Source organism: Spiroplasma endosymbiont of Aleiodes alternator (genome assembly GCF_964031135.1).
GTDB lineage: Bacteria > Bacillota_I > Bacilli_A > Mycoplasmatales > VBWQ01 > Spiroplasma_E.
Genome location: NZ_OZ035008.1, coordinates 495,719 through 513,984 on the forward strand (window position 1 = coordinate 495,719; position 18,266 = coordinate 513,984).

Sequence of the window (18,266 nt, forward strand, 5' to 3'; positions counted from 1 at the left end):
TTTATTTTTCTCCTTTTAATTTTATTTGACCTTTATCATATTTTTTAATACAAGAGCTACATAAATTAACATCTCCACCAAATTGATTTAAATTTAAATTCGGAAAATGATATAATGCTTTTTTTCCATCAATAACACACTCATGTTTAATTTCATATTTAATTAATTTAATAGCATTATTTCGTTTTATTAAATTAGACATTTTTATTTTTTTCCTTTTAAATTTTTATTGTGTTATGATATTGTTAATGAGGTATGTATTTATATATAAACCCCCTATTTTTTTAAATAATACAAATGTAATTATTAATTAGATTAATGGGTTATTTACTGAGCCATCATAAGGCTATTCAAATTAATCTATAATTACATTAAGCGATACAGTGTAACATTATAACTTGCTTAACATTAAATGCTCTTTTATTCTGATATAGAAGTATTTACATTTCGTACTCACTATTAGACTTTCTATGACAGTTTTATGAAGTTTTAATCTTTTAACAAAAAAAGAACGATAGTTATATCGTTCTTTGTTATCCAATTATTAATCTAAGGGTTAAAGTGATGCGCCCCAATTATTATTCTTGGGATTTTATTTATGATAATTGGATTAAGTTTACTTACTAGCAAAGTGTTAATAGGAAGTCATACAGAATTAGTCACTAATGGTTTTGGATTAATCGCGGGAAAATATAAAGAGTATTCTCATATAAATGGAATTTTAGATGTATTTAATAATAATTTAAATGATTGATTTAACATTTCAAATGTAAGATGTGGTGTTGTTTTTACAATATTTTTAACTCCCATATTTTTATCTATAAGCATAATTTGTTTTTTATATAATTATTATATTTTTAAATTTTCTAAAAAGTAAAATAAGAATAACATTTTTTTTGATAAATATTTATTAGAATTTATGTATTTTTATTTAGTTAGCTAATGAATCTAATCATTATTATTAAAATCAGCAATTTTGACAGTATATTCAAAAGTTTCACTTGAAGTTACATCAACAATTTTGCCTTCAATCATTACCTTTATTGTTATTGGATAATTCATTTTGTAGTTTAAAAATTGATCACCTACTTCAATTGCGTTTATTCTGCATTTTTCTAAATGTTCTTTAAATGAATTTGTTAAATTTGGAATAGTAACATTGTTTAAATCATTAATGAATCATTCTCAGGTTTTATTAATACTAGCTTGATTATAAGCTGCTTGAAACAAATTACGCATATAATCTAATGCTACTTGTTCAGCGATAATGTTATATTTTTGTTCTATTGTTTTTTTTCTATCCCTTACTGCAAACATTCCACTTGGATAGTCATTATTTTTTAATAAGAAAATTCTAGTGAGTGGTGATAAGTCTAAAAGTTGAGTAATATAAATAGTCATACTATTTAAGTTTTCTTTAATTTGATTAACATCATTAAAACCAAAAACAGGTATTTTATATCTTACGGCTTTATGGTTATTATTAGTGTTATTTTTATTTTCTTTTTTTTCTTCGTTATTGGTTATTTTTGTTTTCATTATAATTTTGATTTTTTCATTGATATTTTTATTGTTCATTAGTGTTTCTCCTTTTATTTAATAATATAACCTAGGTTATTTAGTAATAATAAATTGACCTAGGTACTAAGAAAATATAAAAAATATTATATTTTATGAATTACTAAAATTATTTAATTACGCTTTTTTAACTGCTTTAACAGTAAAGTTGAATTTAACTGATGAACTAGCAGTTACTTGTGGTGCATTAGGTACGGTTGCTACAACTTTGTAAATAAAATCCATTTTATAGTCTAGTGCATCTCCTGAAGCTATATATGCATTTAAACATTCTTTTGTATGTTTTTCAAATTGATTTTCTAAATCGTTAATAGAAACATCTGTTTTATTAGCAATTGATCATCCTCATTGTTGACCTTGTGCTAATATATATGCTTTTGGAGCTGTTTCTTGAAGTCTAGTAAGTTAAATATTGTGGTACAATTGGTGTTATACCAGCACTTGTTACTAATACGAATGTTCCATCTGGATATTGTTCATCTTTTAAAAACGCAACTTTTTCTGTAGCTGGTAATGCTTCTAATATTTGATTAATATATGGAACCATACTGTTTAAGTTAGCTTGCACACTAATAGGATCAACGTTATCTAGTACTTTAATATTATTACTATCAGTATTTCCAGTAGTAGTTGTATGTTCATTTTTTAAATGTCCTAAAGTAAATGTAGTTTTTTGCATATTTTATTCTCCTTTGTTACTAAAATAAATTTTGATTTTTAGTTTTAGTTTATTTTTAGAATTAAGATTTACCTAATGTAATATATTTTTATTTTTAATATCGATAATAGCAAGATATTTATAATAATGTGAAAGTGATATTAGATAAAAATATTTTTTGTAAATCTTAATTTAAGTCTATAATTGAAAAAAAGAATATACAATAAAAAAAATAGCTGCATAAAAATATAAATTTTTCTAATATTTTTTTTAATAATGTTTAAAAGAAAACTAAGTAAAAACAATTATTTTTTAAAATATTATCAATATTATCAATAGTTAAATTTCTATATTATAATGATTTTATATATTTATGTTATAATCAAGAAAATTATCATTACTATTAAAAATAAATAAATATTGGAATTTTTTAAATATTAATTTGTGGGTGCTTTAATGACAAGAATGGAAAAGTATAAAAGTTTACGTGAACAAATTGCTAAAGAAATTAAAGAAAATAGTAAGCTTTGAGAACAAGAACAAAAAATAGAAAATTATTATCAGCAACTAATAAAAATTGATAAATCATATTTTGAGCCAATTTTTCAAAAATTAAATTCTGATTTAAATTTAGTTAATTTTGAAAATTATTTTATTAAAAATAATGAACAACATTTAGATGATAATGATAAATTAATATCGGAAAATATGTTAGAAAATATTAATAATATTTTAAAAAAATATAGCGAAAATATTGATTTTGAAATAGTTGATGTGCCATTAATAAGTACTAACTTGGAATATCAAACGTTAATTAATAGTATGCATAATAAAATAAATGAATTTCAAAAAGACTTAGAAAGTAAAATTCATGATGTCAAAAATTTTGTTAAAAATTTAGAATTTAAATATAAAAAGTATAAAATAAATAATAGTGATCTTAATAAAGAACTAAAAGAAATTAATCAAGAACATAATAATTTTCAAGATGAATTACAAAAAGTTAAAATTAAGAATAACTATAAGTGAAGTTTAACAGTATTTAGTATTATCATTATTTGTTTAATTTTAATAGTCGTGTTAGTATTATCATTAATATTATTTATTAAGTAGAGAATGGAGAAAAACAATGTACCCAAAGATTAATATTGCAATAGATGGTCCAGCAGCTAGTGGTAAATCAGCAGCAGCATATTTACTTTCTAAAAAAATTGATTATCAATTTATGGATACAGGAATTATGTATCGTAGCTTTACTAATTATTGTTTAAAAAACAAAATTGCTTTTGAAAGTGAAGATTTAATACTTGCAGCATTACAACTTTTTGATATAAGATGAGTTAATGGTCATTTTTTATTTAATGATCAACCACCAACAGAAGAAATTTATGATAAAAATGTTACTAGTAAAGTACCAATAATTGCTTCGTTATCTGAAGTTAGAAAAGTTATGGTTGCTAGAATTCAAGAAATGGTTAGAAGTCAAGGCTATATTGTCGTTGGCAGAGATATTAGTAGTGTTGTTTTACCTGATGCTCAATTAAAGATTTTTTTAACTTCTAGTTTACACGCTCGTAGTGAAAGAAGATATAAACAGTATATTAAAGAGGGAATTAATATTACACAAGAACAAGTATATAACGATATGGTAATTCGTGATAATGTTGATAAAATTCGTAGCACTGGTCAACTAGTAATTGTTGAAGATGCAGTTATTTTAGATAATAGTGATTATAATTTACAAACGACCGTTGATAAATTAAAAGTTTTATATGATAATTACTTTAGTCATAAAAAATAATATTTTAAATATAAGGATTTGAATAAAATGAATAAGTTACCAAAAGTAGTAATTGTAGGACGCCCTAATGTTGGTAAATCTTCAATTTTTAATCGTATATTACAAAAAAAAGTAGCAATAATTGAAGATATGCCTGGAGCAACTAGAGATCGAATTTATGGCATTGGTGAATGATTAACACAAAATTTTGTGATTATTGATACGGGTGGTATTACTAAAACGATTACTAATTTTACTCAACAAATCAATCAACAAGTTATTATTGCTTTAGCTGAGGCTGATATTGTTTTATTTGTTTGTTCTTATCAAGAAGGTCTAACTCACGAAGATGAAGATATTGCCAAATTATTATACAGAACTAAGAAACCGGTTATTATTATTGCAAATAAATATGATAATGTTCAAAACGATAATGATAAAATTTATGATTATTTAAAAGTTGGCTTTGGCGAACCAATTTTAGTGTCTGCTAGTCATGGTGTTGGTTTTGGTGATTTATTAGATATGATAATTACTAAGTTACCAAAAGAGGTTCATACAGAAAAGAAAGAACATATTAATTTAGCAATTATTGGTCGTCCCAATGTTGGTAAATCAAGTTTAGTTAATACTATTCTTCAAGAGAATAGAGTTATTGTTTCACCAATAGCAGGAACAACAACTGATGCTATTGATAGTAATTTTGTTTATAATAAAAAACAATATTGTGTTATTGATACTGCTGGAATTCGTAGAAAAGGAAAAATTACTGAAGATTTAGAAAAATATAGTTTAATTAGAACTACTAATGCTATTGAACGTAGTGATATTGTTTTGTTTTTATTAGATGGTAGTGTTGAAATTCAAGAACAAGATTTAACAATAGCAGGAATGGCAAAAAATTTAGATAAGCCAGTTATTATTATTGTTAATAAATGAGATTTAGTTAAAAAAAATGAAAAAACAATGCAAGAGTTTACTAAAAAAATAAAAGAAAAATTTAAATACCTTGAGTATTCTTTTGTTGTATATTTATCTGCTTTAGAAAATACTAGAATTCATACTTTATTTGCTACTATTAATGAAGTATTAGTTAATATGAATTTAAGAATTAAAACAAGTATTCTTAATGAAATAATTAATAAAGCTCAATTAATTAATGAGCCGCCCTACTTTAAAGGTGGCAGATTAAAGATATATTATACAACACAGGTTGAAAAAAATCCGCCTACTTTTATTTTAATGGTAAATGATCCACAACGATGTCATTTTTCTTATGAACGTTTTTTAATTAATCAAATTCGTGAACGATTTGGTTTTCAGGGTGTACCAATTAAATTAAGATTTAGAATGCGTAAGTCATTGTATAATAAACAATAAAAAAGTGTAAAATTTTGTGATTATATTTATTTAAGAAAAATTTATTGTATAATAATATTTATTAAGATAAAAAACTAATGATTAGAAAGTGTAAATGATTATGCTAAATTTTTTAACATTAGAGTCGCACAATAAAAGTTTATCAACATCGGCAATGTGAATAATGTTTATCATTGGTTTGATTTGTATTGGTATTATTTTTCTTGTGTTTTTTTTATTTAAAAGAAAATTACGTAAAGAAAGGAGCCTGATTAACGAGCAATTTTTATTTAAACCAAAAAAAGTTACATATCAAGTTTTTCATTTTTGAAATAAAGCTCTTTATATATTTTTAATGTTTTGTGCAACAGTTGGTGCCATTGTGCTATTATCAGTTTCAATAAGTTCAATGTTTTAATTTTGAAAAATTAAGAAAAAGTTTTAGGAAGGGGTTAAAATATGGGTTTAGTTTTCTGAAAAAAACATAAAGAGAAAAAACAAACAAAAAATAGTAATATTGAATTAAAAACCTCAAAAGAAAAAAGTCCTTGAAATAATGTTTTAAAATTTTTACAAGACTTAGGTAAAGCATTACAATTTCCAATTGCAGTATTACCATTCGCTGCTATTTTAAACAGATTTGGAGCATTAGGGCTTACATTTACTACTACAACTGATGCTGGTGTTATGCATGTTACTAATGAAGTGGGTTATTGAATTTCATATATTATTCAACAACCAGGAAAAATAGTATTTGATAATTTACCATTATTATTTGCTTTAGGTTTAGCATTTGGTTTAGCTAAAGATCATCGTGGTGAAGCTGCATTAGTTGGAGCAGTATTTTATTTGGCAATATCTGCAATGACGTCAATTGAACATTCATTACCAGAAATGTTATATAAAAATGTTTTAACTTTTACATCAAGTAAAGGTGAAAAATTTTCGTCATTATTTTATGTAGAAGAATTTGGAACAGATGGTAAAACTATCATCGGTGGTATTTATGTATTAAACATTGGTGTTTTTGGTGGAATTGTAGCGGGGTGTTTATCTGCAGTTTTATATAATAAATATAAAGAAATTAAACTTTCTCAAGCATTATCATTCTTTGGTGGTAGAAGATTTGCACCAATGGTGGCTTTAGGAATAACTATTCCCACTGCTTTAGCATTTGCTATTGTTTGACCATGAATTCAATTAGTATTAATGAAATTTGGTCAATTAGTTGCTAATCCAAATAATCCAGCAGTTGCTATTCCAGGAACAGCAGTTTATGGAATATTAAATCGTTTATTATTACCTTTTGGATTACATCAAATCTTAAATACTTTTTTTTGATTTCAATTACCAATTAATGGTCAGATAATATCTCCAATTACAGGTGCTGCATCTGGAACAACGGAATGAGTAAATGGAGACATTAATGCTTTTACTAGAGGTATTGAAGGATCTGGATTTTTTCAATCAGGTTTCTTTCCTATTATGATGGGTGGTATTCCCGCTGCTGCCTTAGCTATGATTATGGCAGCTAAAAAAGAAAATAGAAAAATGGTATCAGGATTTTTAGGAGGAGTTGCTTTAGTTTCTTTTATTAGTGGAATCACTGAACCAATTGAATTTTCATTTGTATTTATTGCTCCATTATTATTAGTAATTCATGCCTTATTAACAGGGATATTTATTGCAATAACGACAGCATTGCATATCCAAGTTGGTTTTGGTTTTAGTGCTGGAATTATTGACTATTGCATTTCTTTTGTTCAATCATGAGGATTTGCTAATCATGCTACAGGTGCTTATCATATTACTTCAAATCCACTATGAGTATTATTATTAATTGTGGCTGCTGGTGGAGTTTATTTTATTGTATTTTATACATTAATTACTAAAATGAATATTGAAACACCAGGAAGAGAAGAATATTTTGGTGTTGAAGAAAATAAAGTAACAACAAAATCAGAGTTAAGCAATAAAAATCTTAAAAGTGATAAATATACATTAATGGCAACAAAATTAATTGAAGCAATTGGTGCAGATAATTTTGTTGAAATTGATAATTGTGCTACTAGGTTACGTTTGATTGTTAAAGATACATCACGTGTTAATTTGGCAAAAGTTAAGGCCGCAGGAGCATTTGGTACTAAAATTTTGAATAAAGAAGCTTTGCAAATTGTTATTGGTACCGATGTTGAACATGTAGCCAATGCAATAAAGACACAGTTACAAAATTCAGCAACTTTGAATATTAAAACTAAAGTTAATATATAATTAAAAGTGATTATTACAATATAATTAGTGAACTTGTCAAGAAAAGTGGACAATAAAAGTAACCTTTTATTAAATTTTATAAAATAGCGTTTGTAAGTGTTAAATTTATAGGTATGAACTAATTATTTGTTGGTTTGGAATGAGCTAATCGATATTCGATTGGACTCATTCCTTTTAATTTTATTTGAGGTCGATAATTATTATAAAAGTAAATATATTTAGGTAAGTTGTCTTGTATTCATTCAATAGTTCTATTTTTTCTTGGAATTTGATATAGAAATTCTGTTTTCATTGTTCCAAATCAAGTTTCAGTAGCACCATTATCACAGGAATTACCTCTTCTAGACATTGAAATTTTTATTTTTAATTCATCACATAAAATTTTATAAGAAGGATTTGTATAGTGAAATCCTTGATCTGATTGTAAAATTCATGAAGTAGGTTTTTGAGCATTAACTCAAGCTTGGATAATGTTTTGGACAACAAATGTCATGTCTAAACTTGCACTTATTTTATAATCTAATATTTCATTATTATGAAAATCTTTAACAATTGATAAATAATATGTTTTACCATTAGTTAATAAATAAGTTATATCAGTACCTAATTTTTCATTTAAATTAGTAGTTGAAAAATCACGTTTTAATAAATTATCATATCTTAAACTTCCTGATTTAGTTCTATAATCAAATTTTTTTATGCGAACCTTAGCTTTTAAACTCATATTTTTCATATATCTATATACAATATGAAATTTTAATTTTAAATTATAAATTTTGTTAATTCATAAAGTTATCATTTTATAACCATAAATTTCTTGAAATTCATAAAAAATATTTTTAATTATATTAGCTAAAAATGTATCTCATTTATTAAATTCATTCATTCCATTCTTAATTCACTTATAATATCCTGATTTTGAAACATTTAATAATCAACATAAATAACTAATCTGATATTTTTTCTTCAATGAGAAAATCACAAAATATTTCTTCTTTTTTGTCGATTTTTCTAAATACTTTTTTATATCGTTCATTGCCTCAATATATTCAATTAATTCTTGTTTTGTCATTTCATTAAAATTTAAAGATTTGGGTCGACCTGTTCTTTTGGTTTTTTTAGCACGAATTCCATTGCCATATTCTAAACCTTTTTCACCTAATAATTTATATGCTTTAATTCATTCTTTTATTGATGATCGACCAATACCATACTCTAATGCGGTTTTATCAATTGTTTTAATTTTACTTATTTTTATTATTTTTAACTTTTCTTCTTTTGATAGTCATTTAGCCATAAAAAAATGAACACCTTCCTTAAAGTATTTTTAACACAAAGGTTACAATTCTGTGTCTACTTTATTCTAGATGTTCATAATTGCTCTCTTAATTTATTTAACTTATTTAAGTCCTTGCACGAACTAATTTTTTAATAAAAAAAATATTATCATTTTTTAGGATTTCTATTTTTGTTTTCATAAATTCAATATTAGTAATATCTTTTTTAATAAAATCACTAAAATCACTAAATAATAAAGGATGATTAAAAACATTAATTATTAAAATAATTCAAATCAAACTTTTCAAACTGTATAAATTGTCTTGATCAATATATTGCAAAGAACTATGCAAATTTTTTCTAAACAATTGACTATCAAATTTTTCATCTTCTTGGTGATAATATTTGGCAATATTACTAATAGAACTATCAATAGCATTATATTCTGCACAAGTTATATAGATAATATTAAGCGCAGTAATAATGTCTTCTTTAGTTAATGTTGCTACTTGTGATTTTATTTTTTGTAAAATGTTAGTAATTAAATGTTTACCTACTGCCATTATTTTTACTCCTATCTTTTTTAATCAATTAAAAGCTCATATAACCATTTAATGGCTATATGAGCTTTAGTAGCTTTAATATTTGGAATGGCAACCCTTTTTAGGACTATTTTTTGGTAGACATTTGTTCTTCATACTTAACTGGAGTTAAGTACTTTAGAGTGCTGTGAATTCTTATGTTGTTGTATCAGTTGATATAATCAAATAATTCTAATTTTAATTGGATTAATGATATAAAATTTTTTTCATTAATAAATTCTCTCTTAAAAGTTTTAAAAGTCGCTTCAGCAACAGCATTGTCATAAGGACAACCTTTTTTGCTTAAAGAACGGGTAATGTTGAATGCTAATAAAAGTTTATCGATAGTTTTGTTATTAAATTTGTTACCGCGATCAGTATGAAATATTTGCATATCTTTTAAACAGCGATTTGATTGCATAAATGCTTGGTATACCAATGATGCATCTTTTTTAGTACCTACACTATGTCCAATAATTTCGCGGTTAAATAGGTCGATTAATAAGCAAATATAGTTTCATTTGCCATTAACTTGAACATAAGTGAACATCTAGAATAAAGTAGACACAGAATTGTAACCTTTGTGTTAAAAATACTTTAAGGAAGGTGTTCATTTTTTTATGGCTAAATGACTATCAAAAGAAGAAAAGTTAAAAATAATGAAAATAAGTAAAATTAAAACAATTGATAAAACCGCATTAGAGTATGGTATTGGTCGATCATCAATAAAAGAATGAATTAAAGCATATAAATTATTAGGTGAAAAAGGTTTAGAATATGGCAATGGAATTCGTGCTAAAAAAACCAAAAGAACAGGTCGACCCAAATCTTTAAATTTTAATGAAATGACAAAACAAGAATTAATTGAATATATTGAGGCAATGAACGATATAAAAAAGTATTTAGAAAAATCGACAAAAAAGAAGAAATATTTTGTGATTTTCTCATTGAAGAAAAAATATCAGATTAGTTATTTATGTTGATTATTAAATGTTTCAAAATCAGGATATTATAAGTGAATTAAGAATGGAATTAATGAATTTAATAAATGAGATACATTTTTAGCTAATATAATTAAAAATATTTTTTATGAATTTCAAGAAATTTATGGTTATAAAATGATAACTTTATGAATTAACAAAATTTATAATTTAAAATTAAAATTTCATATTGTATATAGATATATGAAAAATATGAGTTTAAAAGCTAAGGTTCGCATAAAAAAATTTGATTATAGAACTAAATCAGGAAGTTTAAGATATGATAATTTATTAAAACGTGATTTTTCAACTACTAATTTAAATGAAAAATTAGGTACTGATATAACTTATTTATTAACTAATGGTAAAACATATTATTTATCAATTGTTAAAGATTTTCGGTAATGTTTAGTAATCTGTGTAACTTACAAAAATAACTATGTTTAATTAATTCTAGTAAATATAATTAAATGACTAGAAAGAGTGAGTTACAGATGGCTAAAAAGCAAAATATTAATAATAATGATCTAATATCAAAAGCAGTAGATTTATTATTAGAAAATACTGAAGATTTAACAACAGTTTTTAAAGAGGGAGGATTGTATAAAGAATTAACAAAAAGATTAGTAGAAAAAATGTTGAATTCTGAGATGCAAAATTATTTAGGATATGATAAGAATCAACATAGTAATAGTGACAATGCTCGTAATGGTATAAGTTCAAAAAAATTAATAACTCAACAAGGTAAAATTGAGATTGATGTACCACGAGATCGCAATAGTAATTTTAATCCTGTAATAGTTGCAAAAAGACAAAGAAGATTTGAAGGTTTTGATCAACAAGTTCTTTCTTTATATGCGGGACTTTCCTAAAAACTGTCTTTTTTAAATAAATTTTAGTTGTAAAATCACTAAGTTACACAGATTGCTGGAAAGTCCCACAAAGATACACAGATTACATAAAAGCCTCCTCAGAATTCAACATTTTTTCTACTAATCTTTTTGTTAATTCTTTATACAATCCTCCCTCTTTAAAAACTGTTGTTAAATCTTCAGTATTTTCTAATAATAAATCTACTGCTTTTGATATTAGATCATTATTATTAATATTTTGCTTTTTAGCCATCTGTAACTCACTCTTTCTAGTCATTTAATTATATTTACTAGAATTAATTAAACATAGTTATTTTTGTAAGTTACACAGATTACTAAACATTACCGTTCATTTTTTTGTTATATTTTCAATTGCTAAATAAAATATTTTAAAAACTGCCATATCATTAGGAAAAACTTTTTTATTTCTGATAACTTTTCGTAATTGACTATTTACAGATTCAATAGCATTTGTTGTATAAATCACTCTTTTAATTTCTGCAGGATAACTAATAAAAACAATTAAATTATCTCAATTTTTATATCAAGATTTAGCAATTTGAGGATATTGTTTATTTCACTTATTTTCAAAGGATTCTAAAGCCTGCATTGCTTGTTCTTCACTACATGCAGTATAAATTGGTTTTAAATCTGCAACTAGAGATTTTCTATGCTTATATGAGACATATTTCAAACTATTTCTAATTTGATGAACTATGCATAATTGATGTTCTGTTTTAAGATAAACTGATTGTATTGCTTCTGACATGCCTGTTAAATTATCACTGCAGGCAATAAGAATATCATTTAAGCCACGATTTTTCATTTCTGTTAAATTTGCTAATCAAAATTTAGCACCTTCATTTTCACTAATTCATAAACCTAAAACATCTTTTTTACCTTCTAAATCAACTCCTAAAGCTATATAAACTGATTTATTAATAATCCTTTTATCTTGTCGTACTTTCACTATTATGCAATCAAAATAAACAATCGGATAGACACTTTCTAATGGTCGATTTTGCCATGCTTTTACATCATCAATAACATCATCAGTAATTTGACTAATAACACTTTCACTAATATCAGCACCATGATATAACTCTTGTAATTGCATTCTAATATCTGATAATGTCATACCTTTTGCATATAAAGAAAGAACTTGTTGATCAAAACCTTCAAATCTTCTTTGTCTTTTTGCAACTATTACAGGATTAAAATTACTATTGCGATCTCGTGGTACATCAATCTCAATTTTACCTTGTTGAGTTATTAATTTTTTTGAACTTATACCATTACGAGCATTGTCACTATTACTATGTTGATTCTTATCATATCCTAAATAATTTTGCATCTCAGAATTCAACATTTTTTCTACTAATCTTTTTGTTAATTCTTTATACAATCCTCCCTCTTTAAAAACTGTTGTTAAATCTTCAGTATTTTCTAATAATAAATCTACTGCTTTTGATATTGGATCATTATTATTAATATTTTGCTTTTTAGCCATCTGTAACTCACTCTTTCTAGTCATTTAATTATATTTACTAGAATTAATTAAACATAGTTATTTTTGTAAGTTACACAGATTACTAAACATTACCTGATTTCTTTCTTCTTCAAAAATAGTAATATTATTAAAATTAATTTCTTGTATCTTTTTTTTCAATGGTTTTGAAATAATTTTTCTATTTGAAAAAACTGTTGATGTATTTTTAGTTGGTTGTTCAACAGCTATTATTTTAGTAGTAGATGTAGTAGTTTGATAATTAGTAGTGGGGTAGTACATATAGTTTGAATCCATAGGTTGTAAATATTGATATTCATTATCAAAATTATTACTAAAGAATTTAATACAGCAGTTTCATAACATTTTCTTTTTTCCTTTTCTTTTTAAATATTTGAACACTATCTAAAACTAAATAATTGCATTTTTTAATTTTAATAGTTTATAATTATAATAATAGCAAAGTTTATTTAAAGGTGAATATAATGTTACGTAGTAGTAATATTTTAAAAATTAATAGTATTAATAATTTTGAACAATTATTTATTTTTTTTGGTTTACCAGTTCTTTTTTTACTTTTAATTATGAAATTAACTTTTTTAATTACTATTAATTTTCATAAAAATAGTATTAATAATAAAAAAATATTTAATAAAACAAAAATCATTATTCTTCAATTTAGTTTATGATTTTTAGCACAATTTTGTTTATTTTTATTACCAGTTCAAGAAATGGTAATAAATATTAATTTTTTAGATTTAGAAAGTTTACCAATGCTATCATTGATTTCGATTTTACATTTATTTATTTGTTTTAGTTTTTTAAGCCGTAATAATAATCAAATTATGAAAGTGATGCGTTTTACTATTTTGTCAATTATTATAATTGCTATTATTTTACAATTTAATTTTACTATGATTAAAATATCATTACCATCAATAAATAACTTTATTTCAGTACTAATTTTAGTGTTCTTTTACTATTGATTAGGTTTCTTTTCATGAAAAATGTTTAGTGATAATTTATTTACAATTTTTAATTTAATTAAAAAAACTTGAGTAACATTATTTAGTAATTCTTCATTACCAAATATTATTAATAAACAATTTCCAGTAAAAGCATATACTAAAACTAAAATTATCATTTTAACATGGCAATTTAAAAAACAAATGTTTACTAATTTTGACCACCAAGTTTCTATTACTAATAATAATAAAAAACTTTTAATTGCTATTTTTAAGAAGAATTTAACTTATTTTTTAAGTGCCCAATTAACACTACTTATTACTAAAACTATTCAAGATTTAAAAACTTTAATTAATGGTTGAAAAATGGCTTTAATTCAATAACTTTTTTTGTTTTAAAATTTAAAAGAAAGGAAGAACGAATATGAAAAAACAATCATTTTTGCTTTTTAAAAATGCGTTTAAACAAGCATTTCGTAATAAAATTCAATTAGTTGGTTTAATTGTTTTAGTATTATTATCATCAACTATTTTTTCATTAATGCAAACAAGTTTAGCGAGAATTTCTGATGAATATTCAACATTAGTTGCAAAATCTAATTTACATGATTTTGTTATTGATTTATCTAATACTACTCCAAAAACTGTTTCTAATAAAATCTTAACATCAACAACTGCTGTTGATGAAAAGAATGATTTTGATATTAACAATATTGCAAATGATGCTGGTAATGAATTTATATGAGATCGTGTTGAAGGCAGAACTATGCAATTAGATAATAATAGTAATCCTAGAATTTTAAAAATATTAACTTATAATCAAGATGCTCGTATTGATAAATTAATCATTAGTGATGGTTATCAAATAGGAGATAGTAATAATCCAGATAAAACTCCAAGTTGAAAACAGGTAGTTATTAATAAAGAATTTGCTCAAAAAAATAATTTGCATATTAATGATACAATTCGTGTGCAATCAGATCAATTAGGAAGTAGTTTAAAAGTTTCAGGATATGATTTAAATGATGCTGCTTATAGTAGTTATAATTGATTAAAAATTGTTGGATATGGTGTATCTGCTGATTTCACAACCCCAATTATTGATCAAACTACACCAATTCCAAATAAAACTCGTGAAGGTTTATTATACGTTGATCCAATGCAATTTGGTTTAAGTAAAAGGTTAGAAAAAAATAATTATATTTGATCATATGATAAAGCTAATGAAAAAATCACAATTTATTCTGATAATGATCGCGAAATTTATTTTGTTGAAAAATCAACAATAGGTAAAATTAATGATATTAAATTAATTTCACAAAGTTTAAGAAGTAAATATATTAATACTATTGATTCTGATGCTGCTTTAGTATATAAGTTAGAAAATAATAAGTATACGTTTAATAATCGTACTGCTACTTTGAATGCAACTATTATTGGATTTAAAAGTTTATTAATTGGTTTATTGTTAATTGTTTTAATTATTACAGGAATTACAGTAATATTAATTACTTATAAAAATATTGATAATTCACGAACACAAATTGGAATTTTAAAATCATTAGGTTATAGTAATATTAAAATTTTAATTACATCTTTAGCTTATCCAATGGTAGCAGCACTTATTGGTACTATTTTAGTGTTTTTACCAGCAAGTGGTTTACAAGTAATTATAGTTCAAACATTTGCCAACTATTTTAATCTAGATTTTGGTCATTTTATTTTTAATGGTTTAGGATTTATATATTGTTTAATTTTAATATTTGGTTTTTTATCAATTATTGCATGAGTTATTAGTGCTTTAACAGTTATTAAAAAACCAATAGATTTAATTAAAAACGAATCAGCTACTGTTAATTCTCGCTTTAGTCGAATTATTAAAACAAAAAGTATTAATCGTGGATTTTTAACAAGATTCCGTTTATCACTATTTACATCATCAATTGGAAAAATGGCAGCAGCATCATTAACTATGTTTTTAGGAACAACTTTAATGACAACATCTATTATTGGTCCAAAAATTATGGCTGATAATAAATTACTTTCTTTTACTGGTATGAATTATCACTCCTTAGTTGAATATTACATTCCGACTTATAATTCTCCATATAGTTTTTATAAAACTTATAATCCAAATAATAAAGATGATTGAACTTATACTTCTACTGTTGATAGTACTACTGGTGATACATATTGACATCCACCACGTTTTGATAATTCTGAACCATTAAATCATACTTTTGTTAAAGAATTATTAGAAAATAATATTAATGCTGAAGCATATGCTCCAATGTCAGATGAATCTAATCCCGGTGCTGCTATTAGTGATTTAGGATATACTGGTTTAACATATTTAAATTGTAAAATGCTTACTAAAAACTTTTTAAATGGATTAGATTCTAGTGATATTAAAGATGCTTCTGTGATTGTTGGAATTATGGTACAAATGGCTTGACCAAATGCATTACCAATGTATGACACAGTTTTAAAAAATACTAATATTAACAGTTTTTATAGTGAGAATACTTATAATATTATTAGAAAATTTTATCAAAACTATCGAACAACAGTGGCAATGAATATTAGTGGTACGATTTCGAAGACTGGTAAGATTAGTACTAATCCTAATGATTTAGATATTACAAAATTCAAAGATTGAGCAAATACTAATATTCCTGCTTACAAAAATGCCTCAAGTAAGGGTCCTACTTTTATTAATGATATTGATAATTTAAGTTTTGATACTAGCGATAAATTATATCCGTGACATTTAACTAATGAAACACAATTATTGAATAATAATGCATCTGAAATTAGTGACAAAGAGCGTGATAGTTGAATTAATAAAGTTGGAATTTGATTTGGTGCTTTATTTTATAATAGAATGGGACAAACTGTAGTGCAAGGTGCTTATACTAAAAGCCCATATTTTATTCGTCAAAATATTGCCAAAGCTTATAGTGATCCCAATGCTCCTTTTAATGTTGCTTTTAATGTTGTGCCTTTTGATAAAAAAACCGATGAATTAGGAACTTACTTTATTGGTACTCCTGAAAAATTATTTAAACAGAACAAATATTTAATGAAAGTTTATGGTTTACAAAATCAACAACAGTTAGGCAAACCTTCAATGATGCAATTATATGATGCTGGAGGTTCTTCATTAAATCCACTTTTAGAACAAGAAAATAGTGATGATAGTATTAGTCTTGTTATTAATCAAACTATTGCTAAACAATTAAATTTAAAAATAAATGATGAATTTAAAATGAGTAGTAATGGTAATACTATGAAATTTAAAGATAATAATAAATTGAAACCTTTTGATTTGGATAAAATTAATATTGATAACGTTGTTGGTGATAGTAAAAATGTTAATAATGTAACATTATTAAAACAACAAACTGGTTATACACAAGTTGATGAGTTAAAGGATGAGGCTTATGTTAATGCGGGTATTAATGCTACAAATATGTTAAAAGAAGTTGCTGCTGGTAAGATTGTTAATTCTTATAAAGATAAGATAAGTTCTAAAACACCAACGTATAAAGTAATTGGTATATATAATGGTTATGGTCAACCTAATGCTTATATTAGTAAAACTAATGCTGATAAAGTTTTATCATTTAATAAAACAAAAGAATTTTTATTTTTATTATTTAAAAAAGAATGAGAAGACAAAAAAACAACTTGTGATGTTGATTTTGGTAAATTAAAATCATTTAATGAATATCAAAATTTTCTTAATCAATTAAATGATCCCGTTATTTATAAACTTAATCAAATATTTGAAAATGAAAATCCAATCTTTAATTTTAAATTTTCAAATTCGCAATCATTACCAGATATAACTAATTCATTTTCAACTTCGCAAATGTATGGAGATTACAGTGCTTTTGGTTTAAATGGTGGTACTGATGGTTCTGGTACTTATCAAGGTTATGGTGCAGGTAGTGCTGTTAATATTACGCCACAAGATATCCATCATCAGTTGTTAAATCAAATTACTGCTTTAGTTGATACAGTATTGGTTGCATTTATTATCTTTTCATTAATCATTTCGTTCTTTATTATTTTATTAACAAGTAATTTAGTGATTTATGAAAATCGTAAAACAATAGCAACAATGAAAACACTTGGTTATAGTGATACAAAAATAACTAATATTGTTATTGGTATGTATTTACCAGTGATTGCTGTTATGTTTGTTATTGGTTTTCCTGTAGGATGAATAATTGTTAAGTTTATTTTTAACTATTTAGCTGCTAATACAACATGGGTTTTACCATTATTCTTTGTTTGATGATTACCGCTTGTGGTTGGTTTAATTGTCTTTGGTATTTATGCAACAACCTTTATTATTGATTGATATGCCATGAAGAAGATTAATCCAATTAAAACTTTAAATGAAATTGATTAAAAGCAGAAAGGAATAAA

The 18,266-nt window shown here is 24.3% G+C and carries 15 protein-coding genes and 3 pseudogenes; 9 read left to right on the forward strand and 9 right to left on the reverse strand.

Annotated features, from left to right (window positions below; translation table 4 throughout):
• Window position 1: 1 nt before the first annotated feature.
• From ACQH20_RS02930 to ACQH20_RS02940, 3 genes are all read right to left on the reverse strand, one after another.
• A complete protein-coding gene (locus ACQH20_RS02930) occupies window positions 2-202 on the reverse strand; it encodes a hypothetical protein (protein ID WP_425377462.1) in 201 nt (66 codons plus the stop codon).
• 746 nt (window positions 203-948) lie between these two features.
• A complete protein-coding gene (locus tag ACQH20_RS02935; protein WP_425377463.1) occupies window positions 949-1,578 on the reverse strand; it encodes a hypothetical protein in 630 nt (209 codons plus the stop codon).
• A 397-nt stretch (window positions 1,579-1,975) separates the two neighbouring features.
• Complete coding sequence (locus ACQH20_RS02940; protein WP_425377464.1) at window positions 1,976-2,257, reverse strand: hypothetical protein; 282 nt, start codon at window positions 2,255-2,257, stop codon at window positions 1,976-1,978.
• Between the two features lie 444 nt (window positions 2,258-2,701).
• Between ACQH20_RS02940 and ACQH20_RS02945 the strand changes: the two genes are divergently transcribed.
• The 4 genes from ACQH20_RS02945 to ACQH20_RS02960 all read left to right on the forward strand — a co-directional run bounded on the left by ACQH20_RS02945 (window position 2,702) and on the right by ACQH20_RS02960 (window position 7,646).
• Window positions 2,702-3,349, forward strand: a complete 648-nt coding sequence (locus ACQH20_RS02945) for a hypothetical protein (protein ID WP_425377465.1) — start codon at window positions 2,702-2,704, stop codon at window positions 3,347-3,349.
• 16 nt (window positions 3,350-3,365) lie between these two features.
• Window positions 3,366-4,037 (forward strand): (d)CMP kinase, encoded by a 672-nt coding sequence (gene cmk, locus ACQH20_RS02950; protein WP_425377466.1) that lies wholly within the window; start codon window positions 3,366-3,368, stop codon window positions 4,035-4,037.
• Between the two features lie 27 nt (window positions 4,038-4,064).
• Complete coding sequence (gene der, locus ACQH20_RS02955) at window positions 4,065-5,396, forward strand: ribosome biogenesis GTPase Der (RefSeq protein WP_425377467.1); 1,332 nt, start codon at window positions 4,065-4,067, stop codon at window positions 5,394-5,396.
• A gap of 438 nt (window positions 5,397-5,834) precedes the next feature.
• Complete coding sequence (locus ACQH20_RS02960; protein WP_425377468.1) at window positions 5,835-7,646, forward strand: PTS transporter subunit EIIC; 1,812 nt, start codon at window positions 5,835-5,837, stop codon at window positions 7,644-7,646.
• Window positions 7,647-7,764: 118 nt separating this feature from the next.
• On the opposite strand, the gene ACQH20_RS02965 is transcribed toward ACQH20_RS02960, so the two are convergent.
• Entirely contained in the window at window positions 7,765-8,943 is a 1,179-nt protein-coding gene (locus tag ACQH20_RS02965) for an IS3 family transposase (RefSeq protein WP_425376543.1), read from the reverse strand.
• Between the two features lie 6 nt (window positions 8,944-8,949).
• On the opposite strand from ACQH20_RS02965, the gene ACQH20_RS02970 reads away from it, so the two are divergent.
• Window positions 8,950-9,078 carry a hypothetical protein gene (locus ACQH20_RS02970; RefSeq protein ID WP_425377469.1) on the forward strand — a complete coding sequence of 43 codons (129 nt, stop codon included), beginning with the start codon at window positions 8,950-8,952 and terminating at the stop codon, window positions 9,076-9,078.
• Here the strand turns inward: ACQH20_RS02970 and ACQH20_RS02975 are convergent.
• Window positions 9,050-9,487: a hypothetical protein gene (locus tag ACQH20_RS02975; protein ID WP_425377470.1), complete on the reverse strand. Its 438-nt coding sequence runs from the start codon at window positions 9,485-9,487 to the stop codon at window positions 9,050-9,052. The genes ACQH20_RS02970 and ACQH20_RS02975 overlap by 29 nt on opposite strands.
• Before the next feature lie 106 nt (window positions 9,488-9,593).
• Window positions 9,594-10,049 (reverse strand): annotated as a pseudogene (locus tag ACQH20_RS02980) (transposase); the annotation flags it as partial.
• A gap of 76 nt (window positions 10,050-10,125) precedes the next feature.
• On the opposite strand from ACQH20_RS02980, the gene ACQH20_RS02985 reads away from it, so the two are divergent.
• Together ACQH20_RS02985 and ACQH20_RS02990 are read left to right on the forward strand one after the other, a co-directional pair.
• The gene (locus ACQH20_RS02985; protein WP_425377471.1) at window positions 10,126-10,890 is read left to right on the forward strand and encodes an IS3 family transposase; all 765 of its coding nucleotides are present in this window, start codon (window positions 10,126-10,128) and stop codon (window positions 10,888-10,890) included.
• Window positions 10,891-10,979: 89 nt separating this feature from the next.
• Window positions 10,980-11,345: pseudogene (locus ACQH20_RS02990) on the forward strand (transposase); the annotation flags it as partial.
• Window positions 11,346-11,454: 109 nt separating this feature from the next.
• Here ACQH20_RS02990 and ACQH20_RS02995 read toward each other — a convergent pair.
• The 3 genes and pseudogenes from ACQH20_RS02995 to ACQH20_RS03005 all read right to left on the reverse strand — a co-directional run.
• Window positions 11,455-11,610, reverse strand: a pseudogene (locus ACQH20_RS02995) (IS256 family transposase); the annotation flags it as partial.
• Window positions 11,611-11,667: 57 nt separating this feature from the next.
• The gene (locus ACQH20_RS03000; RefSeq protein WP_425377575.1) at window positions 11,668-12,867 is read right to left on the reverse strand and encodes an IS256 family transposase; all 1,200 of its coding nucleotides are present in this window, start codon (window positions 12,865-12,867) and stop codon (window positions 11,668-11,670) included.
• A gap of 57 nt (window positions 12,868-12,924) precedes the next feature.
• Window positions 12,925-13,230 (reverse strand): hypothetical protein, encoded by a 306-nt coding sequence (locus ACQH20_RS03005; protein ID WP_425377472.1) that lies wholly within the window; start codon window positions 13,228-13,230, stop codon window positions 12,925-12,927.
• Window positions 13,231-13,349: 119 nt separating this feature from the next.
• Between ACQH20_RS03005 and ACQH20_RS03010 the strand changes: the two genes are divergently transcribed.
• A complete protein-coding gene (locus ACQH20_RS03010) occupies window positions 13,350-14,213 on the forward strand; it encodes a hypothetical protein (RefSeq protein WP_425377473.1) in 864 nt (287 codons plus the stop codon).
• 40 nt (window positions 14,214-14,253) lie between these two features.
• The gene (locus ACQH20_RS03015; RefSeq protein ID WP_425377474.1) at window positions 14,254-18,249 is read left to right on the forward strand and encodes an ABC transporter permease; all 3,996 of its coding nucleotides are present in this window, start codon (window positions 14,254-14,256) and stop codon (window positions 18,247-18,249) included.
• Window positions 18,250-18,266: the final 17 nt, after the last annotated feature.